This is a genomic window from Paracoccus sp. PAR01 (genome assembly GCF_014851995.1).
Lineage (GTDB): Bacteria > Pseudomonadota > Alphaproteobacteria > Rhodobacterales > Rhodobacteraceae > Paracoccus > Paracoccus litorisediminis.
In genome coordinates, this window is sequence record NZ_JACVAW010000002.1 from 347,672 (window position 1) to 367,036 (window position 19,365).

Consider the following 19,365-nt stretch of genomic DNA (forward strand, 5'->3'; position numbering starts at 1 on the left):
TTTGCGCGGGCTTAGCTGCGCAGCGTGCCGCCGGTGGCTTTCGTCACCTTTTCGACGATCTTGGCGCTGACGGATTCGATTTCCGCATCCGTCAGGGTCTTGTCGCGCGGTTGCAGGCGGGCGGTGATGGCGATGGACTTCTTGCCCCCCTCCAGCCCGGTGAACTGGTCAAAGACCGAGACACGTTCGATCAGCGCCTTGTCGGCACCGGCTGCGGCATTGACCAGCGTCAGCGCCTCGACCTGCGCATCCACGACGAAGGCAAAGTCGCGCTCGACGGCTTGCAGATCCGACAGGACCAGCGCCGGACGCGAGGGCGTCTTGACCTTGGGCAGCGGGATCGCCGCGATGCGGATGGTGAAGGCGACGACCGTGCCCTTGATGCCGAAATGGCGCAGGATGCGGGGGTGAATCTCGCCAAAGGTGGCCAGCGCATTCGGACCCAGCGCGATATTGCCCGCGCGGCCCGGATGCCACCAGCCGTCCAGCTTGCGGTTGATCTGCGATTTCGCAGGCGCACCGATGGTCTGCAGGATCGCTTCGGCATCGGCCTTGGCGTCGAAGATGTCGACCTTGCGACGCGAGGCAAACGGATCGCGCGCGGCATTCGCGCCGACAAGGATGCCCGACAGATGCAGGTCTTGCTCGCCCGGCTCACCGCCCGAGAAGACCGGGCCGCATTCGAACAGCGACAGGTCCATGAAGCCGCGCGCCTGATTGCGCGCCGCCGCCGCCAGCAGACCGGGCAGCAGGTCGGGGCGCATATGCGTCATCTCGCTGCTGATCGGGTTCTCGATGCGCAGGGCGTCGGTGCCACCGCCGAACAGCTCGGCTTGCGCCTTGTCGATGAAACTGTAGGTCACGCATTCATTGTAACCAAGGCTGGCGGCCATGCGACGGGCCGTCTTTTCGCGGACCTGCAGCGGCGTCAGCACCGGCTGCGGTACGCCCGCCTGCGGACGCGACAAAGGCTGGCCTTGCAGCTTGGTCAGCGAGGCAATGCGGGCAACCTCCTCGACCAGATCGGCGCTGCCCAGCACGTCGGGACGCCAGCCGGGAACAAAGGCCTGATCGCCTTCCAGACGGAAGCCAAGCGCCGTCAGCGTCGCGCGCTGCTCGGCCTCGGGGATCTCCATGCCGACAAGGCTGATGACGCGGGCGGGCTCTAGCGTGTAGCTGCGAGTGGTGTCGGGGACGCTGCCTGCGGTCACAACCTCCGAGGCCTCGCCGCCGCACAGATCAAGGACCATCTGCGTCGCCAGTTCCAGCCCCGGCTGGGTGAAGCTGGGGTCAGCGCCACGCTCGAAACGGTAGCGGGCATCCGAATTGATCTTGAGCGCGCGGCCTGCGGTCGCGATCGCGATCGGGTCCCAGAAGGCGCTTTCAAGGAAGACATCGACAGTTTCGTCCGAGCAGCCGGAATGCTCGCCGCCCATGATGCCGGCGATGCTTTCGGGGCCGTTTTCGTCGGCGATGATCATGGTGCCGGGGGCAAAGGCATAGGTCTTGCCGTCCAGCGCCAGCAGTTCCTCACCCTCAACCGAGGGGCGGACATGCAGGTCGCCCTTGACCTTGGCCGCATCGAAGACATGCAGCGGGCGGTTCAGGTCGAAGGTGAAGAAGTTGGTGATATCGACCAGCGTGTTGATCGGACGCAGGCCGATGGCGGTCAGGCGCATTTGCAGCCATTCCGGCGAGGGGCCATTCTTGACGCCACGGATCAGCCGGCCCGAGAAGAACGGCGCTTTCGCGGCGACTTCCGGCGCGATCACCACCTTGATCGGCGACGGGAAGCTGCCCGGAACGGTCACGTCCTTGACCGCTTTCAGCGTGCCAAGACCACGCGCCGCCAGATCGCGGGCGACGCCATGCACGCCAAGCGCGTCGGGACGGTTCGGGGTGATCTTGATCTCGATGACCGGATCGACCGTTTCGGGGCGGTTCGCGGCCAGCCAGTCGACGAACTTGTCGCCGACCTCGCCCGAGGGCAGTTCGATGATGCCGTTATGCTCTTCGGACAGCTCCAGCTCACGCTCGGACGCCATCATGCCGTGGGATTCGATGCCACGGATCTTGCCGACGCTGAGGGTCACGTCGATGCCGGGGACGTAATCGCCGGGTTTGGCCAGCACGACGGTAATGCCTTCACGGGCATTGGGCGCGCCGCAGACGATCTGCTTTTCGCCCTCATCCGTCATCACGCGGCAGACGCGCAGGCGGTCGGCATCGGGATGCTGGACAGCCTCGATCACCTTGGCGAGGGTGAAGGTCTTCAGCTTGGATGCGGGATCGCTCACGCCTTCGACCTCGAGGCCGAGATCGGTCAGCGCCTCGGTGATCTCATCAAGCGAGGCGGTGGTGTCGAGATGCTCCTTGAGCCAGGAGAAGGTGAATTTCATGGCGCGGCTCCGTCGGGTTTGGCGTCCCTTAGCGCATGGCGCGGCGGAATGGTAGGGTTGTGGACCCCGGCCCCCTGAGACGCTGCGCGGATTCCCTTAAATTGCCCGCGATCCTATTGTTCTACGCTGCCCTCTTCCTATGTTAACAGCGTAAACATCAAGGATGTGAGGCCGATGGACACCCAAAGAGAAATGCTGATCGAACAGAGGGTCGCGAATGACGCGAAGTCGCCGCTGGTGGCTTACCTGCTGGCGATCCTGCTATGGGGCTTCGGTGCGCATCGCATGTATCTGGGCCGCTGGATGAGCGGGCTGGTGATGCTGGCGATGTGGGGGCTGGGCTGGTTGCTGACGCCCGTGCTGATCGGCTGGCCGCTGGTCGGGCTGGTCTGTCTGTGGGCGGTGATCGACCTGTTCCTGATCCCCGGCATGATCCAGTCCGACAAGGACGAGATGCGGCGGCGCATGGGGTCGGGCTGGGTCTGAGACCTGCCGCGTCCGGCGCGGAATATCATTTGCGTTAACGGGCCGACTGCCGGATCATCCGGTGCATGTTGGTCACGTGGCAGGGCATCGTCTATGGTGTCGCCTTCATTGGCGGCACGGTGGCAATTTCGCTGATCACCTATGCCCTGACCCGCCACCTGCTGGCGCCGGGCGAGGCCCCGCATCACCGCGAGATGGCCGGTTCCATCGTCGTCCGTCTGGGCGCGTTGCAGGGGCTGATTCTGGCCTTGGTCTTTGCGCAGGAAATGGAATCCTATCAGCGGCTGGAGGGTGTGCTGTCCTCCGAGGCCAGCGCCGTCGCCGATATCTACAACGATGCCATCCGCTATGAGAGCCCGACCGCCGAGCCGGTCAGGGCGGCGATGCTGCGCTATCTGGACGTGGTGACGACGCAGGAATGGCACGAGGACGGTCCCGGCGGCCAGCTGCTGCCCGAGGGCTGGAACGCATGGGACGCGGCCTATCGCGAGGTTCTGGACCTGATCCCGCAGACACCGCGTCAGGCGGCGCTGCACAACAACATGCTGGCGCGAATCCATGACATTGCCGATGCCCGCGATCAGCGGGATCGCAGCTGGACCCTGCCGACTTTCGCGATCTTCTGGTTTGCGGCTGTATCGGGGATGATCCTGATCTCGGCGGGCTATTACATCTTTCCGCCCGAGCGGCAGATCATCGTGCTGCTGTCGATCTTCAGCGCCTATACCGGGATCGTGCTTTACATGATTTTTGCGTTCTCCAACCCCTATAGTCCGCCCGCCGCGATGCAGCCCGAGGCGCTGGAGGAGTTGCTGTCAGATTTGCGCGCCGGAGGATGAGCGAGGGTGCGCTGAAGCGCACCCTACATCGGCATGGTCACTGCAAGCCGCGGCCATTCTGAACATGGCGTCGGGCCAGTTGGCGGCTCTGCCGACCGCCGGGCAGAGTCCGGGCCGGCATCGGGGCGTGGTCCGCAGCGCGCAGCTCAGGGAACAGCGTGAAGATTTCCTCGGCTGCGACGCGACCGACGAATTTCAGCGCCTGTGCACCGGGATAGAGCGACTCGGTCTGGGCGCCATTCGAGATCACGACCTCATGCTGTTCGAACAGCATATGGATATATTCAACCTCGGGCACGTCATCCGCGACGGTGATACCCGGCACATCCAGCAATTGCCGAGCGGCGACCAGCACCTCGTCCGCACAGAACATCCGCTGCGCGATGCGTGAGCGGACCAGCACGCGATGCTGGGGTGAAACCAGCAGGTCCGAGTTCGGCAAGCCCTCGGCCAATGCTCCGGCTGCGATGCGGATCGGGCGCAGATGCGGCAAGGCTGCAAGCGCCGCAGCGCCGAGGCGGGTCGATCCGATCCAGCGCACCGGCTGCGCGCCGCGATCACGGGTCAGGACGAGGTCACCAGGCGCAAGTTGTTCGATCGCGACGTCGCCCTGCGGGGTGCGGATCAATGTGCCACGGGTGAAGCAGGGCGCGCCGTCGATGACATTGCTGTTCACGCTGAGCGTTCCGACCTCCTGCCCGTCGGCATTCAGGACGACGTAGGAGTAGTTCTTGTAGGCTGGGTCTTCGACATCGTCGATCACCTCTTGGCCCGTCAGCTGCAGTGACCAGCCCTCGGGCAGATTGACGGTCGTGGATTCGATCTCTCCGTCAAAAGGCGAGGAACTGATCTGAATTGTGCCCGAAAAATCCGGGCCGATATTCACGATGATGGTGTCATCCTCACCATTGCCGCCCGCGACGGCCCCGAAAGAGCCCGCGCCGGTCGCATCAACAACGAATTCTGCCATAATCGACTCCGGTCATCTGCTGGAATGTTACAAGACATGGCCGGGGTGGCTGTTCCGCCGATCGGAAAGCCCCTCCCCATGAGGAGGGTGGCATATCGGGGCGGGGTGACAAAGAATTTTTATGTCCGGGTGTTGAGCGGGACGGGTGCGCTGAAGCGCACCCTACGCGTCAGAAATCACGATCCGGCGTTCACCTGATATTAAACGGTGCCGTGGCATGACTGCGAAGTATTTCGCAGCCTCAGGGGGAGCCATGAGCCTGACCGTTCAGCAACAAATGCTTATTGAGCAACGCATCACGAATGAGGCGCCGTCGCCGGTCGTGGCCTACCTGCTGTTGATTTTCTTGGGCGGGTTCGGTGCCCATCGGTTCTATCTGGGCAAGACCGGAACCGCGATCACCATCCTGATCCTGTCGATCCTCGGCTGGCTCACGCTGGTGCTGGGCGTCGGGCTGATCCCGCTGATCGCCGTCGTGATATGGTGGGTGGTGGACATTTTCCTGATCCCTGGCATGGTCCGGGGATGCCAGGAGGTGCTGCGCCAGCGCTATTCGCTGGGCGTGCCACTGGGCCTGTGACCGCCGCGCCCATGAAAGGCGCGGCGGGATGATGAGATTGGCGCGTTTAGCGCGACAACCCGCCCGCCACACTGGGCACATCACCGGCAGCAAAGCCGTAATGGCGCAGCCAGCGCAGATCGGATTCGAAGAAGGCCCGCAGGTCGGGGATACCGTATTTCAGCATGGCGATACGGTCGATGCCCATGCCAAAGGCGAAGCCCTGCCATTCGTTCGGATCGACGCCAGCGGCCGCCAGAACCTTGGGGTGAACCATGCCGGAACCGAGGATCTCCAGCCAGGAATTGCCCTGCCCGATGGTCAGCTTGCCGCCCTCCCAGGAGCAGCGGATATCGACCTCGGCCGAGGGTTCGGTGAAGGGGAAATGACTGGCGCGGAAGCGCAGCTCGACATTGTCGACCTCGAAGAAGGCACGGCAGAATTCCTCCAGCGTCCATTTCAGGTTCGCCATCGAGATGTCCTTGCCAAGGGCAAGACCCTCGACCTGATGGAACATCGGCGAATGGGTCTGGTCCATGTCCATGCGATAGACACGGCCCGGCGCGATGACGCGGATCGGGGCGCCCGTTGCCTGCATGGCGCGGATCTGCACCGGCGAAGTATGGGTGCGCAGGACATGCGGGGGACGCGGGTCATCCTCGGCGCGGGCCATGAAGAAAGTGTCATGTTCCTGCCGGGCGGGGTGCTCGGGCGGGATGTTCAGCGCGTCGAAGTTGAACCAGTCGGATTCGATCTGCGGCCCTTCGGCGACGCGGAAGCCCATATCGGCAAAGATCGCGGTGACTTCCTCGGTGACCTGGCTGACCGGGTGGATGGTCCCCTGCCCGCGCGGACGGCCCGGCAGGGTCACGTCCAGCCATTCCTCTTTCAGGCGCGCGTCCAGTGCCGCGTCCTCCATGCCCTGCTTGCGGGCGCGCAGGGCGGCGTCGATCTCGTCCTTCAGGCGGTTCAGGTCGGCACCACGGGTCTGGCGCTCTTCCGGGGTCATGCGCCCCAATTCCTTCATCATGCCACTGATCTCGCCCTTCTTGCCAAGGGCGCCAAGGCGCACCTGTTCCAGTGCATCGGCATCGGCGGCGGTCGAGATGCGGTCGAGATAGGACTGGCGAAGGGTGATCAGATCGGACATGGCGGCTTTCCTTGCGGTTCCCGCGCGCCTTATCACGCACGGGCGGAATGCGAAAGTGTGCGGGGGTCAGTAGGTCTGGCCGACCAGATCAACGGGACGGCAAAGACGCGTGGCGCGGGGGCCGGCGACGATGGGACGCTCGACCAGCGCAGGGTTCTGCACCATGTGGTCAAGGATGGTCGCATCATCCGCGCCGACCAGCCCGCGCTCGGCGGCGTCGGTGCCCTTGACGCGCAGCGCCTGCGCGGGTGTCAGGCTGGCGGCCTTGAGCAGATCCGCCAAAACCTCGCGGTCCCAGCCCTGCTTGATATAGTCGATGACACGCGGCTCATGCCCGGCATCGCGGATCATCTGCAGCACCTTGCGAGAGGTGCTGCAGTTCGGCTTGTGGTAGATGGTGATCACGTCTTACTTCCAGATCAAGGGATTCACGCCCGGCGCGATTTCGGGATGGTCGCTGACACGGAAGGTCGGGTCGCGGCCCGCGGCGCGCTGGTTCAGATAGTCGCGGGTGACATAGGTGATCGTTCCCGACAGCGCAACGATGGCGAACAGGTTGATTGTCGCCATCAGCCCCATCGAGGCATCGGCAAAGTCAAAGACCGTCTGCACCTTCTGGATTGCGCCCCAGATCACCATGGCAATGACCGCGACGCGCAGGACGACGACTCCGGTCATGTGGTTATGGCCAAGAAAGACCATCGCGTTCTCGGCATAGGCGTAGTTGCCGATGATCGAGGTGAAGGCGAAGAAGAAGATCGCCACCGCCACGAAAGTCTGGCCGAAGCCGCCGAAGTGCTCGGTCAATGCTGCCTGAGTCAGCGCCACGCCCGTCAGTTCCGCCGAAGGGATCGCGCCCGACAGCAGGATCATCACCGCCGTGGCCGAACAGACCATCAGCGTGTCGATGAAAACGCCAAGCGCCTGCACGAAGCCCTGACTTGACGGGTGGTGCGGAACGGGAACCGCAACCGCGGCAATGTTCGGGGCCGAGCCCATGCCCGCCTCGTTCGAGAAAAGGCCGCGTTTGACCCCGTTCATCATGGCCGCCGCGATGCCGCCTGCGGCACCGCCCGCCGCCTCTTGCCAGCCAAAGGCCGAGGCGATGATATGGCCAAAGACGCCGGGAACCTCGGTGATGTTGGCGATCATCACCCATGCTGCCGCCAGCAGATAGGCCCCCGCCATGAACGGCACCATGAACTCGGCCACCCGTGCAATCTGCGGAATGCCGCCAAAGATGATCAGCGCCGACAGCACTGCGACCGCGATGCCGACCACCGCCTTATTGAGGCCGAAAGCCCCCGAGGCAGCCTCGGCGATCGAGTTCGACTGCACGGCGTTGAAGATCAGCCCGAAGGTGACGATGAGCGTCACGGCGAAAATCCCCGCAAGCCACCCCTGCCCCAGTCCCTTCTTGATGTAAAAGGCCGGACCGCCGCGATACATGCCGCCCGGCCCGTGTTCCTTGTAAAGCTGCGCCAGTGTGGATTCGGCATAGGCCGTGGCCATGCCGACCAGCGCGACCATCCACATCCAGAAGATCGCCCCCGGCCCGCCCAGCGTGATTGCCACCGCCACACCCGCGATGTTGCCGGTGCCGACGCGACTGGCGAGACTGACCGTCAACGCCTGAAAGGGCGAGATCCCGTCCTTGTCCGCCGCACGTGATCCCAGCACGCAGCGAAACATTTCCCCAAAATGCAGGATCTGGATGAAGCCGAGGCGAATGGTGAAATAGATACCGACCGCCAGCAGGCCGTAAATCAGAACATATCCCCAGAAAATCGTATTCAGGAAGTCAATGATCGCTGTCATGAGCTTGCTCCTGTCACATGCCCGCGAGTGTGACCCCATCGCGTAAGCCGCGCAAGAATTAGCGTAATTTCACCGTCAACCAGACTCCGCCCTGCGGTCGCAGGGTCAGGATCATCCGCGGCTCGGGCTGGCGTTCGGTCAAGTCGAACCGCAAGCGGGCCAGCAAGGTGGCAAGGATGATCACCGCCTCCTGGATGGCAAAGCTCGCGCCGATACAGATGCGGGGACCGGCGCCAAAAGGCAGGAAAGCAAAGCGGTCGCGGGTGACGCCGGGGGCGAAGCGGTCGGGATCGAAACGGTCGGGATCGTCCCAAAGCAGGTGGTGGCGGTGCAGCGCATAGATGGGCAGCATGATCGTCTCGCCGGGATGGACCTCGCGCCCGCCCAGCCGGTCATGGATCAGCGAGGTTCGCGACAGGAAGGCGGCGGGCGGATACATCCGCAGGGATTCGTCGATGATCTGGCGGATATAGGTCAGCTGCGCCACATCCTGCGCGGTGGCGGCGCGTGCGCCCAGGACCGTGCGGGCCTCGATGGCCGCACGGTCCTGCACCTGCGGATCGAAGGCCAACAGATACAGCGCCCAGGCCAGCGTCAGGGCCGTGGTTTCATGCCCGGCGACGATGAAGGTCAGCAGGTTGTCGCGCAGTTCGGGGATGGACATGGCGCGGTGCGTCTCGGGGTCCTCGCCCGCCCGCAGCAAGTCCAGCAGATCGGGCACCTCGCGTGGACCGGACCGCGCCCGCGCCCGGATCGCGTCATCGGCCACCTGCTTCATCCGCTTCAGGTCATTGCCGGACCGCAGCCGTCCCGGCCGCGGCACCCAGCCCGGCAAGCCGATGATATCCAGAATCGAGAGCCGCGCCGCGCCCGCAATATAGCTGTCGATCGCCTGATGCACCGCGTCGCGCTGAAACCCCTCATCGCCCGAGAAGGTCACGTCCGAGATCACCTCGAAGGTCGCGGCCACGGTTTCGGCAAAGATGTCGACCGGACCGCTGGCAGCGGCAAGGCGGCGGGCACTGGCCTCGGCAGCGGCGGTCATTACCGGGGTCAGGGCCTCGATATGGCGCTGCGCAAAGGCGGGCGCGGCGGCGCGGCGCTGCCAACGCCAATGCGCACCCTCGGCCACGAACAGCGACTGGCCGATCGCGGGTTCCAGAAGCGATTTGGTGATGACCGATTTCGGGTAATCCTCGACCCGGTCCTTCAGCACGATGCGCAGGGCGCCGGGGTCCATGACCATGTGCCAGCGCTTGCCGGTCCGCCCCGAGACCATGGGCTGTCGCGTTGCGATTTCGGGAATCAGTTCAAGGACATTGCGCCGCGCGGTCAGCGCCGAGCCGATGATCCCCAAGGGCCTGCGACCCAGCGCCACACGCGCGGGATAGTGGGATCTCAGAGGGTGGGGTGCGGCGAGATCATGCATGCAACGAAAAACCCGCGCCGGGGGCGCGGGTTTCATCACGTTTCGCCTTTTTCAGACGATGACGATCAGGCAGCAGCCTTGGCTTGTGCAACGACCGCGGCGAAAGCCTCGGGCTCATGCACGGCCAGGTCGGCCAGAACCTTGCGGTCCACTTCGATGCCGGCTTTGGCCAGCGCCGCGATGAAGCGCGAATAGGTCATTTCCGCATCGACCAGACGGACGGCTGCGTTGATCCGCTGGATCCACAGGGCGCGGAAGTTGCGCTTGCGGTTCTTGCGGTCGCGGGTGGCGTACTGGTTCGCCTTGTCGACAGCCTGGGTGGCGGTGCGGAAGTTGCGCGAACGGTTGCCGTAATAGCCTTTCGCCGCGTCAAGAACCTTCTTGTGGCGGGCGTGGGTGACTTTACCCGATTTGACTCGTGCCATGTCCGGTTCTCCTTAGCGGTTGTAGGGCATGTATTTCTTGACGATCTTCGCGTCCGCATCGGACAGGATCATGGTCCCGGTCACATCGCGGATGAATTTCGTCGAGCGCTTGATCATGCCGTGGCGCTTGCCAGCCGGGCCAGCTTTCACTTTGCCCGAGGCCGTCATCGAGAACCGCTTTTTGGCGGCCGATTTGGTCTTCATCTTCGGCATTTTACTCTCCTTGCGGTCAGAGTGAACGCACGACTCGGCAATGCCATATTGGCCGGCCGTGCGGGTGGAAGCGCGCCCTATACGGGGGCGCCAGCGAAAAGGCAAGCCCTATTGGGCAGGAGTTGCAGCCGGGGCCGCAGGATTGGCCGGGGTTTCCGCCGCAGGGGCCGGAGCCTCCGTGACCGGAGCCGCAGCAGGTGCAGCAGGTGCAGCAGCCTCCGGGGCAGCGGCAGGCGCCGCAGCCTCCGGAGCCGGCGGCGCGACATTGCCGCTCGTCACGCGCGACCACGACTGCGCCACGCTGTTCAGGCTAAGCGGGCGGTCATCAAGGACATTGACCCCCAGCAGGACCAGCAGCCCCAGAACCAGCGCAATCGCCGCCCCGCGCGGGGCCTGCGTGCGGGCCAGCGACAGGATCGCCAGCAGCACCGACAGGGCACAAAGGGCGACGCCCGCAAGCAACAGAATATCGATCATCATGCGGTCCCTTGCGCTGGCAGATCCGGTTGAAACAAAGGCTTATTCCGGATCGGTGCGATAGATCAAGCGTTCGTCGCAAGGCGCGATGCGCAGGATGTTGGTGGTCCCGGCCTGATTGAAGGGCACGCCCGCGGTGACGACGATCTGATTGGTCTCATCGGCAAAGCCGAAATCGCGTGCCGCCTTGGCCGCGTTGACCACCGCCTGCTTGAACCGCTCCAGCGAGGGGGTCAGTACGCAATGCGTCCCCCAGGTCAGGCACAGCCGCCGCAGCGTCGGGATCTCCGAGGACATGGCGATAATCGGGACGCGCGGACGTTCACGCGCGATCAGGCTGCCGGTGGTGCCCGATTGGGTAAAGGCGCAAATCGCGGAAATGTCGGTGGTTTCGGCAATCTCGCGCGCCGCGGCAACGATGCCGTCGGCGACGGTCTGGCGCTTGGCCACGCGCGAGCTTTCGATGATGTCGCGATAGGTCGGGTCGCTTTCAACCGAGCGGGCGACGGCGTCCATGGTCAGGACCGCCTCGACCGGATAGGCCCCGGCGGCGCTTTCCGCCGACAGCATGATCGCGTCAGCGCCTTCATAGATGGCGGTTGCCACGTCCGAAACCTCGGCGCGGGTCGGCATCGGGCTTTCGATCATCGATTCCAGCATCTGGGTGGCGACGATCACCGGTTTGGCCGCTGCGCGGCACTGGCGAACCAGTCGCTTCTGGATCGGCGGCACCGAATGGACCGGCAGCTCGACGCCCAGATCGCCCCGCGCCACCATGATCCCGTCCGAGACCTTGAGGATTTCCGAGAATGCGCGGACGGCGGCGGGTTTCTCGATCTTCGACAGGATCGCGGCACGACCCTTGGCCAGCTTGCGGGCCTCGATCACGTCTTCGGGACGCTGGACAAAGGACAGGGCCAGCCAGTCCACGCCCAGTTCACAGGCGAATTCCAGATCGTCGCGGTCCTTGTCCGACAGCGCCGCCAGCGGCAGCACCACGTCGGGCACGTTCACGCCCTTGCGGTTCGAGATCGCGCCACCGGCCGTGACCACGCATTCGGCGAAATCGGGGCCGCATTTTTCAACGCGCAGACGGATCTTGCCGTCATTGACCAGCAACTCCGAACCGGGTTCGAGCGCGGCAAAGATCTCGGGATGGGGCAGTTGCACGCGCTCGGCAGTGCCGGGCGTGGCGTCCAGATCGAAGCGGAAGGCCTGACCATTGGCCAGATCATGCGGCCCGGCGGCAAAGGCGCCCACGCGCAGCTTCGGCCCCTGAAGGTCGGCCAGAACCGCGATCGGGCGGCCCGATTCGGTTTCGACCCGGCGGATGATGTCGTAGCGCGCCTTCTGCTCGGCATGGGTGCCATGGCTCATGTTCAGGCGGAACACATCGGCACCGGCCTCGAACAATTTGCGGATGGTCTCGAAATCGCTGGAGGATGGACCCAGGGTTGCCACGATTTTGACCTTGCGGTGCCGTCTCATCCGTCTCTCCCGTCGGTGTTTGCGCTAGCAAGCGCTGTATACCCATATTGGCCGTGCCACGGCAACTGTGCCAGGGTCAGGGCTTGCACTAAACCTTGCCTCATGCAAGGCCAAGGAACCATGACGGCAGAAGCTTACACCACCATCGGACGCGACCGCATGTCGCGTTGGCTTGTCACCTGCGACCATGCGGCGAACCGTGTTCCCGACTGGATCAATGGCGGGGACCTGGGAATCGACCCTGCGGACATGGCCCGCCACATCGCCTATGACGTGGGCGCGGCGGGGCTGGCGCAACGACTGGCCGAACGGCTGGACGCGCCCGCGATCCTGTCGAATTTCTCGCGTCTGGTGATCGACCCGAACCGGGGCGAGGATGATCCGACCCTGCTGATGCGGATCTATGACGGCACCGTCATCCCCGCCAATCGCCGCATGGACATGGCCGAGCGCGAGCGCCGGCTGGAGCGGCTTTACCGCCCCTACCACGCAGCCTATGCCGATCTGGCCGCCAGCCATCCGCTTCGGGCGATCTGCGCCATCCACAGCTTTACCCGGCAATTGCGCGGTCGGTCGCGCAGGCCATGGGCGGTCGGCGTGCTGTATTCGCATCGGGATGAGCGGCTTGGCCCGGCCCTGATCCGCGAATGCCGCGACAAGGGCTGGATCACCGGCGACAACGAGCCCTATTCCGGCCATCTGGACGGCGATTCCATCGACCGCCATGCGCTGGCCCATGGCCGCCCCAACGTGCTGATCGAGATCTGCAACGATCTGATCGAGGACGAGGCCGGGCAGGATCTTTGGGCCGCCCGGTTGGCCGCGGTGCTTGACGGCTTCCTTGATCGCTGCGGGGTCTGATTTGGCAGCGGCCTGCAAAGGAACCAGCCAAAACGCAACAAGCCAGCGCCAGATGAAGCCGCTGATTATCAGGTGAATTCTGGGATTTGGTGGAGCCGAGGGGAATCGAACCCCTGGCCTCGTCATTGCGAACGACGCGCTCTACCAACTGAGCTACGGCCCCACTTCGGGGCTAATTGGACCGCCCGAATGGGAATGTCAAGACGTTCTCGCGCGCGCAGCAGACTCGGCGAAACGGATCAGATCGGCGGCGGGGCGGGCGCCGGCCTCGCGCGCAATCTCGCGCCCCGAACGGAACAGGATGAAGGCCGGAATACCGCGGATGTTCCAACGTTGGCTGGCCTGCGGATGGGCCTGAGTGTCGATTTTGACCAGCCTCACCCGGCCCTTCAGCGCTTGTGCGGCCTTCTCGAATTCGGGGGCCATGGCGCGGCAGGGACCGCACCAGGGTGCCCAGAAATCGACCAGAAGCGGCATGTCGTCGTTGCGCGCGGCTTTTTGCAGGGTCGCGAAATCGACTGGCTGGGGCTTGGCCGCGATCAGGCCCGCGCCGCAGATCCCGCATTTCGGGCTGGCGGACAGGCGCTCTTCGGGCAGGCGGTTCACCTGTCCGCAGGACAGGCAGGTCAGTTTCACGGCGGGCATCGCGGGTCTCCGGGTCTTTCACCCCAAGATGATCCCGCGATGCCGGATTTCAATGGGCCTTACTCGGCCGCCTCGGCATAGCTTTCCAGCGGCGGGCAGGTGCAGATCAGGTTGCGATCGCCATAGGCGTTGTCGACGCGTCCGACCGGAGGCCAGTACTTGTCCACCCGGAACGCACCCGGCGGGAAGCAACCCTGCTCACGCGAATATTCGCGATCCCAGTCGGCAACCAGATCCTCGACCGTGTGCGGGGCATGGCGCAGGGGCGAGGCCTCGGCGCTGATGCGGCCCTCGGCGACTTCGGTGATCTCGGCCCGGATCGCCTCGAAGGCGGTGATCAGACGGTCAATCTCGGCCTTGGTTTCCGACTCGGTCGGCTCGACCATCAGCGTGCCAGCCACCGGCCAGCTCATCGTCGGCGCGTGGAAACCGTTGTCGATCAGACGTTTGGCGATGTCGTCCACGGTCACGCCATGCGCTTGGAACGGCCGCATGTCGAGGATGCATTCATGCGCCACGCGGCCGCGATTGCCCATGAACAGCACCGGATAGGCCCCGGCCAGACGGCTCGCGATATAGTTCGCGTTCAGGATCGCCACGCGCGTCGCCTGCGTCAGCCCCTCGCCACCCATCATCAGGCAATAGGCCCAGCTGATCAGCAGGATCGAGGCCGAGCCCCAAGGCGCCGCCGAGACCGCACCGATATCGCCGGTGCGCGGATCGGCAGGCAGGAAAGGTGCCAGATGCGACCTCACGCCGATCGGACCCATGCCCGGACCGCCGCCGCCATGCGGGATGGCAAAGGTCTTGTGCAGGTTCAGGTGGCTCACGTCGCCGCCGATTTCTCCGGGCTTCACCAGACCGACCAGCGCGTTCATGTTCGCGCCGTCGATATAGACCTGACCGCCATATTTGTGGGCGATGTCGCAGACCTCGCGCACGGTGTCTTCAAAGACGCCATGGGTCGAAGGATAGGTGATCATCACGGCGGCCAGCCTGTCGCCCGCCTTCGCGGCATGGGCGGCAAAGTCTTCAAGGTCGATATCGCCGTTCGGAGCGGATTTCACCACCACGACCTTCATCCCGCACATCTGCGCCGAGGCCGGGTTCGTGCCATGGGCGGAAACCGGGATCAGGCAGATGTCACGATCCTCGCCGCGCGACTTGTGATAGGCGGCAATGGTCAGCAGGCCCGCATATTCCCCCTGCGCACCCGAGTTAGGCTGCAAGGAAAACGCATCATAGCCGGTGATCTCGCACAGTTTCGCGGACAGATCGGCAAAGACCTCATGGTAGCCCGCAGCCTGATCTTCCGGCGCGAATGGGTGCAGCGCGCCGAATTCGGGCCAGGTGATCGGCATCATCTCGGCGGCGGCGTTCAGCTTCATCGTGCACGAGCCCAGCGGAATCATTGCCCGATCCAGCGCCAGATCGCGATCCGACAGACGACGCATGTAGCGCATCATTTCCGACTCGGCCCGGTTCATGTGGAAGACGGGATGGGTCAGATAGTCGCTGTCACGGATCAGCGTCTCGGGGATCGCTGGCGCGGTCGCGGCGCTGGCCTCATGGGTGATCCCAAAAGCATCCAAAACCCGTGCGATAACACCCGCATCCGTGGTTTCATCGACCGAGATGCCGACCCGGTCGCGGCCCACCTTGCGCAGGTTGATGCCGCGATGGCGGGCAGCGGCCATGATGCCTTGCTGGCCCACCCCGACGCGCACTGTGATCGTGTCGAAGAAGGCATCCGGCTGCACCTCGGCCCCGGCCTCGCGCAGCGCATTGGCCAGCGTCACCGCGTTCAAATGCACGCGCTGCGCAATGGCGCGCAGGCCCACCGGACCATGGAAGACGGCATAGAAGCTGGCCATCACCGCCAGCAGGGCCTGCGCGGTGCAGACGTTGGACGTGGCCTTCTCGCGGCGGATATGCTGCTCGCGGGTCTGCAGGGACAGACGGTAGGCCTTGTTGCCCTTGGCGTCGATCGAGACGCCGACGATGCGACCCGGCATGGCGCGCTTCATCTCGTCGCGGCAGGCCATGAAGCCGGCATGCGGCCCGCCATAGCCCATCGGCACGCCAAAGCGTTGCGCCGAGCCCACGGCGATATCCGCCCCCATCGCGCCCGGCTCCTTCAGCACACACAGCGCCAGCAGGTCGGTGGCGAAAATCGCGACGGCACCGGCGGCATGCAGCGCCGCGCATTCCGCCGTATAGTCGCGAACCTCGCCGAACGTGCCCGGATACTGGAAGATCGCGCCAAACACCGCCTTGGGATCGCATTCCGTCCCGCGGATGATCTCGATGCCGAGCGGTTCGGCCCGCGTCTCGATGACGGAAATCGTCTGCGGATGCAGGTTGTCGCTGACAAAGAACGCCTTCGACTTCGATTTCGCCACGCGCTGCGCCATCGCCATCGCTTCGGCGGCGGCAGTCGCCTCGTCCAGCAAGGACGCGTTCGCCACCGGAAGGCCGGTCAGATCGGCAACCATGGTCTGGTAGTTCAGCAGCGCCTCAAGGCGACCCTGCGCGATCTCGGGCTGGTAGGGCGTATAGGCCGTGTACCAGGCCGGGTTTTCCAGAATGTTGCGCTGGATCGCCGGGGGGGTCACGGTGCCGTAATAGCCCTGCCCGATCAGGCTGGTCATCACGCGGTTGCGTGAGGCGACTTCGCGCATGCGGCCCAGCAGCGCCGCTTCGGAAAGCGCGGGCCAGTCCAGCGGCTTTTCCTGCCGGATGCTCGCGGGCACGGTCTGCTCGATCAGGGTGTCCAGCGTATCCGCGCCGACGACCTTCAGCATGGCCTCCATCTCGGCCGGAGAGGGGCCGATGTGACGGCGGTTGGCAAAATCGTCGGGGTTATAGGTGGTCGGGGTCCAGGTGGCCATCTGCGCCTTCCAGTCAGGTCACGCAACGCCGCGAGCGCGGCTTCTTTCTTGCGGAAATATCCTCGGGGGAGCCCGAGGGGGCAGACAGCCCCCTCGGTTTTCGCCGGGCCGTCAGGCCCGGCAGAGCGGCCTTAGCCGATCAGTTCGTTATAGGCGGCCTCGTCCATGAATTCGGACAGATCGACCGAAGTCGGCTTGATGCGGAAGAACCACGCCCCCAGCGGGTCGTCATTCACCGCGCCAGGCGCATCGGGCAGCGCCTCGTTGATCGCGGTCACGACACCGGCGACCGGGGCCACGATATCGGATGCCGCCTTCACGGATTCGATCACCACGATCTCCTCGCCTGCCTCGACCTCACGGCCGACCTCGGGCAGTTCAATAAAGACGACATCGCCCAGCTGTTCGCTGGCATGGGCGGTGATGCCGACGATGATCTCGTCGCCATCCTGTTTCAGCCATTCGTGGTCTTCGGTGTATTTCAGCATGCCTGGCCTCTCAGCGCTTGTAGCTCGGTTTGTGGAAGGGGAGTGCGGTCAGGGTGACAGGCAGTCGCTTGCCGCGCAATTCCGCGTAAACGGTCGCGCCTTCGGCCAGATCCACCGGCAGGATTGCCATGGCCACCGGCCCGCCGACCGAGGGGCCGAAACCGCCCGAACAGACGGTACCGATGCGCCGGCCACCCTCGGCCGCGTCAAAGATCTCGACACCCTCGCGGATCGGGGCGCGGCCCTCGGGGCGCAGCCCACGACGGCTCATCGCGGGACCGCTGGCCAGTTCGGCCAGCACCGTATCCGCTCCGGGGAAGCCGCCCTCGCGCGCGCCGCCCAAACGGCGGGCCTTGGGGATCGACCAGCCAAGCGCCGCGACGGCAGGCGTCACGCCCGCATCCATGTCGTGGCCGTAAAGCGGCATCCCGGCTTCCAGCCGCAGGCTGTCACGCGCGCCCAGACCGATCGGGGCAACCGCCTCCTGATCCAGAAGCGCGCGGGCGAAATCCTCGGCCCGCTCACCGGGGATCGAGATCTCATAGCCATCCTCGCCGGTATAGCCCGAGCGGCTGACCCACAGCGTCGCGCCGTTCCAGTCGAACTCGGCCACGTCCATGAATTTCATCGCCTCGACGCCGGGAACCAGCTGCGCCAGCACGGCCTCGGCCTCGGGGCCTTGCAGCGCCAGCAGCGCGCGGCCCTCGACCGGTTCGACAGATACGCCCAAGGCTTCCAGCTTGCGCAGATGGGCGATGTCCTGATCGACACAGGCGGCGTTCACGACCAGAAACAGGTGATCGCCCTTGTTGGCAATCATCAGGTCGTCAAGGATGCCACCGGTGACATTGGTAAAGACGCCGTAGCGCTGTCGACCCTGCCCCAGCCCGGCGATGTCGGCGGGGACAAGCGTTTCCAGTGCCAGAGCCACATCCGGCCCGCGCAGGATCACCTGACCCATATGGCTGACATCGAACAGCCCGGCCTTTGCGCGGGTCTGCAGATGTTCACCCATCACGCCCATCGGGTATTGGACCGGCATTTCCCAGCCGGCAAAGGGAACCATCTTCGCGCCCAGCGCGAGATGCAGATCATATAGCTTCGTGCGCCGTAAATCGGCCATGGGCATCCCTCACCTTGCGGACGGAATAATCCCGTCCGTTTCGATGCCCCCTCTGTCCCTACCCCGTCCGGGGCGCCTGAGATCGTTATCCCTTCGGCGGGCGACATGTGCCGCCACTCTCCAGAGTCTTCGTCGGAAAACGGTTCGCTTTGCCTGAGAGTTTACCGGGGCGGTTGCTCCTTCGGCCCTGACTTGCGCCAGTGTCTCCCGATTTCCGACTTTCGGACTAGCCGGGCGGCAGGATTCTGGCAAGAGCCAACCTGCCGCCCAGTGCTTTACATCGAGATGTTCGAGGCCCCGCCATCCAGCAGGATGTTCTGGCCGACGATGAATCGGGCATGCTGGCTGCACAGGAAGGCACAGGTCGCGCCGAAATCCTCGGCCGTGCCATAGCTGTGGGTCGGGATCGTCTGTTCGCGGCGATGACGAGCCTCATCAATGCTGATGCCCTCGGCCTTGGCCACGCCCGCATCAAGGCTGTCGGCGCGATCCGTCGCATGGATACCCGGCAGCAGGTTGTTCACCACCACGCCCGCGGGCGCGACCTGCCGCGACATGCCAGCGACAAAGCCGGTCAGCCCAGCGCGAGCCGTATTCGACAGGCCCAGAATCGCGATCGGGGTGCGCACCGATTGCGAGGTGATGTTGACGACCCGGCCCCAGCCGCGCTCCATCATGCCCGGGACCAGCGCCTGCATCAGCGCCACGGCCGTCAGCATGTTGGCGTCGATAGCCTTGATGAAATCGTCGCGGCTCCAGTCGGTCCATTTGCCGGGCGGCGGCCCGCCCGCATTGTTCACCAGAATGTCGGCCTGACCGCCCAGCGCCTCCAGCACGGCGGCGCGGCCTTCCTCGGTGGTGATGTCGGCGGCCACGGGCGTCACCTTGACGCCGTATTTCGCGGCGATGTCCTTGGCGGTCTGCTCAAGCGCCTCGGCGCCGCGGGCGTTGATGACCAGATCCACCCCGGCCTCGGCCAGTGCCTCGGCGCAGCCACGGCCCAAGCCTTTTGATGCGGCGCAGACCAGCGCGCGCTTGCCCCTGATACCCAGATCCATGCGTTTCCCCCTTTTCTATGGTTGGCGCCAAGGAAACGCGGGGCGC

General features: G+C 64.8%; 19 protein-coding genes, 1 tRNA gene and 1 riboswitch. Of the genes, 4 read left to right on the forward strand and 16 right to left on the reverse strand.

Going from position 1 to position 19,365, the window contains the following annotated elements; all coding sequences use genetic code 11:
- Positions 1 to 11: 11 nt before the first annotated feature.
- Positions 12 to 2,399 (reverse strand): phenylalanine--tRNA ligase subunit beta, encoded by a 2,388-nt coding sequence (pheT, locus tag IB235_RS06840; RefSeq protein WP_192336137.1) that lies wholly within the window; start codon positions 2,397 to 2,399, stop codon positions 12 to 14.
- Between the two features lie 174 nt (positions 2,400 to 2,573).
- Between pheT and IB235_RS06845 the strand changes: the two genes are divergently transcribed.
- Both IB235_RS06845 and IB235_RS06850 read left to right on the forward strand, forming a co-directional pair.
- Positions 2,574 to 2,885 (forward strand): TM2 domain-containing protein, encoded by a 312-nt coding sequence (locus tag IB235_RS06845; RefSeq protein ID WP_155038864.1) that lies wholly within the window; start codon positions 2,574 to 2,576, stop codon positions 2,883 to 2,885.
- A 65-nt stretch (positions 2,886 to 2,950) separates the two neighbouring features.
- On the forward strand, positions 2,951 to 3,724 hold the full coding sequence (locus IB235_RS06850) for a hypothetical protein (RefSeq protein ID WP_192336138.1): 774 nt from the start codon (positions 2,951 to 2,953) through the stop codon (positions 3,722 to 3,724).
- Positions 3,725 to 3,761: 37 nt separating this feature from the next.
- Here the strand turns inward: IB235_RS06850 and IB235_RS06855 are convergent, their stop codons facing one another.
- Positions 3,762 to 4,694 (reverse strand): Hint domain-containing protein, encoded by a 933-nt coding sequence (locus IB235_RS06855; protein WP_192336139.1) that lies wholly within the window; start codon positions 4,692 to 4,694, stop codon positions 3,762 to 3,764.
- Positions 4,695 to 4,947: 253 nt separating this feature from the next.
- On the opposite strand from IB235_RS06855, the gene IB235_RS06860 reads away from it, so the two are divergent.
- Positions 4,948 to 5,274 (forward strand): TM2 domain-containing protein, encoded by a 327-nt coding sequence (locus IB235_RS06860; protein WP_155038867.1) that lies wholly within the window; start codon positions 4,948 to 4,950, stop codon positions 5,272 to 5,274.
- A gap of 46 nt (positions 5,275 to 5,320) precedes the next feature.
- Here IB235_RS06860 and pheS read toward each other — a convergent pair whose 3' ends face one another.
- From pheS to pyk, 8 genes are all read right to left on the reverse strand, one after another.
- Positions 5,321 to 6,403, reverse strand: a complete 1,083-nt coding sequence (gene pheS, locus IB235_RS06865) for a phenylalanine--tRNA ligase subunit alpha (protein WP_192336140.1) — start codon at positions 6,401 to 6,403, stop codon at positions 5,321 to 5,323.
- Between the two features lie 66 nt (positions 6,404 to 6,469).
- The gene (locus IB235_RS06870; protein ID WP_192336141.1) at positions 6,470 to 6,808 is read right to left on the reverse strand and encodes an arsenate reductase family protein; all 339 of its coding nucleotides are present in this window, start codon (positions 6,806 to 6,808) and stop codon (positions 6,470 to 6,472) included.
- A gap of 3 nt (positions 6,809 to 6,811) precedes the next feature.
- Complete coding sequence (locus tag IB235_RS06875; protein WP_192336142.1) at positions 6,812 to 8,221, reverse strand: sodium:alanine symporter family protein; 1,410 nt, start codon at positions 8,219 to 8,221, stop codon at positions 6,812 to 6,814.
- A gap of 58 nt (positions 8,222 to 8,279) precedes the next feature.
- On the reverse strand, positions 8,280 to 9,650 hold the full coding sequence (locus IB235_RS06880) for a cytochrome P450 (RefSeq protein ID WP_192336239.1): 1,371 nt from the start codon (positions 9,648 to 9,650) through the stop codon (positions 8,280 to 8,282).
- 65 nt (positions 9,651 to 9,715) lie between these two features.
- Positions 9,716 to 10,075: a 50S ribosomal protein L20 gene (gene rplT / locus IB235_RS06885; RefSeq protein ID WP_155038870.1), complete on the reverse strand. Its 360-nt coding sequence runs from the start codon at positions 10,073 to 10,075 to the stop codon at positions 9,716 to 9,718.
- A 12-nt stretch (positions 10,076 to 10,087) separates the two neighbouring features.
- Positions 10,088 to 10,288: a 50S ribosomal protein L35 gene (gene rpmI / locus IB235_RS06890; protein ID WP_024843601.1), complete on the reverse strand. Its 201-nt coding sequence runs from the start codon at positions 10,286 to 10,288 to the stop codon at positions 10,088 to 10,090.
- A gap of 108 nt (positions 10,289 to 10,396) precedes the next feature.
- Entirely contained in the window at positions 10,397 to 10,765 is a 369-nt protein-coding gene (locus IB235_RS06895) for a hypothetical protein (protein ID WP_192336143.1), read from the reverse strand.
- A 42-nt stretch (positions 10,766 to 10,807) separates the two neighbouring features.
- Positions 10,808 to 12,253 (reverse strand): pyruvate kinase, encoded by a 1,446-nt coding sequence (gene pyk, locus IB235_RS06900; RefSeq protein ID WP_155038872.1) that lies wholly within the window; start codon positions 12,251 to 12,253, stop codon positions 10,808 to 10,810.
- A 120-nt stretch (positions 12,254 to 12,373) separates the two neighbouring features.
- On the opposite strand from pyk, the gene IB235_RS06905 reads away from it, so the two are divergent.
- A complete protein-coding gene (locus IB235_RS06905; RefSeq protein ID WP_192336144.1) occupies positions 12,374 to 13,114 on the forward strand; it encodes an N-formylglutamate amidohydrolase in 741 nt (246 codons plus the stop codon).
- Between the two features lie 87 nt (positions 13,115 to 13,201).
- On the opposite strand, the gene IB235_RS06910 is transcribed toward IB235_RS06905, so the two are convergent.
- From IB235_RS06910 to IB235_RS06935, 6 genes are all read right to left on the reverse strand, one after another.
- Positions 13,202 to 13,277, reverse strand: a tRNA-Ala gene (locus IB235_RS06910).
- Between the two features lie 35 nt (positions 13,278 to 13,312).
- The gene (gene trxC / locus IB235_RS06915) at positions 13,313 to 13,759 is read right to left on the reverse strand and encodes a thioredoxin TrxC (protein ID WP_192336145.1); all 447 of its coding nucleotides are present in this window, start codon (positions 13,757 to 13,759) and stop codon (positions 13,313 to 13,315) included.
- Positions 13,760 to 13,818: 59 nt separating this feature from the next.
- Complete coding sequence (gcvP, locus tag IB235_RS06920) at positions 13,819 to 16,650, reverse strand: aminomethyl-transferring glycine dehydrogenase (RefSeq protein ID WP_192336146.1); 2,832 nt, start codon at positions 16,648 to 16,650, stop codon at positions 13,819 to 13,821.
- 131 nt (positions 16,651 to 16,781) lie between these two features.
- Complete coding sequence (gene gcvH, locus IB235_RS06925) at positions 16,782 to 17,138, reverse strand: glycine cleavage system protein GcvH (RefSeq protein WP_155038876.1); 357 nt, start codon at positions 17,136 to 17,138, stop codon at positions 16,782 to 16,784.
- Positions 17,139 to 17,148: 10 nt separating this feature from the next.
- Complete coding sequence (gene gcvT, locus IB235_RS06930; RefSeq protein WP_192336147.1) at positions 17,149 to 18,261, reverse strand: glycine cleavage system aminomethyltransferase GcvT; 1,113 nt, start codon at positions 18,259 to 18,261, stop codon at positions 17,149 to 17,151.
- Between the two features lie 130 nt (positions 18,262 to 18,391).
- Positions 18,392 to 18,481: riboswitch (glycine riboswitch) on the reverse strand.
- A gap of 55 nt (positions 18,482 to 18,536) precedes the next feature.
- Complete coding sequence (locus tag IB235_RS06935) at positions 18,537 to 19,319, reverse strand: SDR family oxidoreductase (protein ID WP_192336148.1); 783 nt, start codon at positions 19,317 to 19,319, stop codon at positions 18,537 to 18,539.
- Between the last annotated feature and the right edge of the window lie 46 nt (positions 19,320 to 19,365).

Bases quoted from the DNA above. Each gene is read 5' to 3' on its own strand.
- pheT (WP_192336137.1), bottom strand. From the start codon at position 2,399: ATGAAATTCACCTTCTCCTGGCTCAAGGAGCATCTCGACACCACCGCC.
- IB235_RS06845 (WP_155038864.1), top strand. From the start codon at position 2,574: ATGGACACCCAAAGAGAAATGCTGATCGAACAGAGGGTCGCGAATGAC.
- IB235_RS06850 (WP_192336138.1), top strand. From the start codon at position 2,951: ATGTTGGTCACGTGGCAGGGCATCGTCTATGGTGTCGCCTTCATTGGC.
- IB235_RS06855 (WP_192336139.1), bottom strand. From the start codon at position 4,694: ATGGCAGAATTCGTTGTTGATGCGACCGGCGCGGGCTCTTTCGGGGCC.
- IB235_RS06860 (WP_155038867.1), top strand. From the start codon at position 4,948: ATGAGCCTGACCGTTCAGCAACAAATGCTTATTGAGCAACGCATCACG.
- pheS (WP_192336140.1), bottom strand. From the start codon at position 6,403: ATGTCCGATCTGATCACCCTTCGCCAGTCCTATCTCGACCGCATCTCG.
- IB235_RS06875 (WP_192336142.1), bottom strand. From the start codon at position 8,221: ATGACAGCGATCATTGACTTCCTGAATACGATTTTCTGGGGATATGTT.
- IB235_RS06880 (WP_192336239.1), bottom strand. From the start codon at position 9,650: ATGCATGATCTCGCCGCACCCCACCCTCTGAGATCCCACTATCCCGCG.
- rplT (WP_155038870.1), bottom strand. From the start codon at position 10,075: ATGGCACGAGTCAAATCGGGTAAAGTCACCCACGCCCGCCACAAGAAG.
- rpmI (WP_024843601.1), bottom strand. From the start codon at position 10,288: ATGCCGAAGATGAAGACCAAATCGGCCGCCAAAAAGCGGTTCTCGATG.
- IB235_RS06895 (WP_192336143.1), bottom strand. From the start codon at position 10,765: ATGATCGATATTCTGTTGCTTGCGGGCGTCGCCCTTTGTGCCCTGTCG.
- pyk (WP_155038872.1), bottom strand. From the start codon at position 12,253: ATGAGACGGCACCGCAAGGTCAAAATCGTGGCAACCCTGGGTCCATCC.
- IB235_RS06905 (WP_192336144.1), top strand. From the start codon at position 12,374: ATGACGGCAGAAGCTTACACCACCATCGGACGCGACCGCATGTCGCGT.
- trxC (WP_192336145.1), bottom strand. From the start codon at position 13,759: ATGCCCGCCGTGAAACTGACCTGCCTGTCCTGCGGACAGGTGAACCGC.
- gcvP (WP_192336146.1), bottom strand. From the start codon at position 16,650: ATGGCCACCTGGACCCCGACCACCTATAACCCCGACGATTTTGCCAAC.
- gcvH (WP_155038876.1), bottom strand. From the start codon at position 17,138: ATGCTGAAATACACCGAAGACCACGAATGGCTGAAACAGGATGGCGAC.
- gcvT (WP_192336147.1), bottom strand. From the start codon at position 18,261: ATGGCCGATTTACGGCGCACGAAGCTATATGATCTGCATCTCGCGCTG.
- IB235_RS06935 (WP_192336148.1), bottom strand. From the start codon at position 19,319: ATGGATCTGGGTATCAGGGGCAAGCGCGCGCTGGTCTGCGCCGCATCA.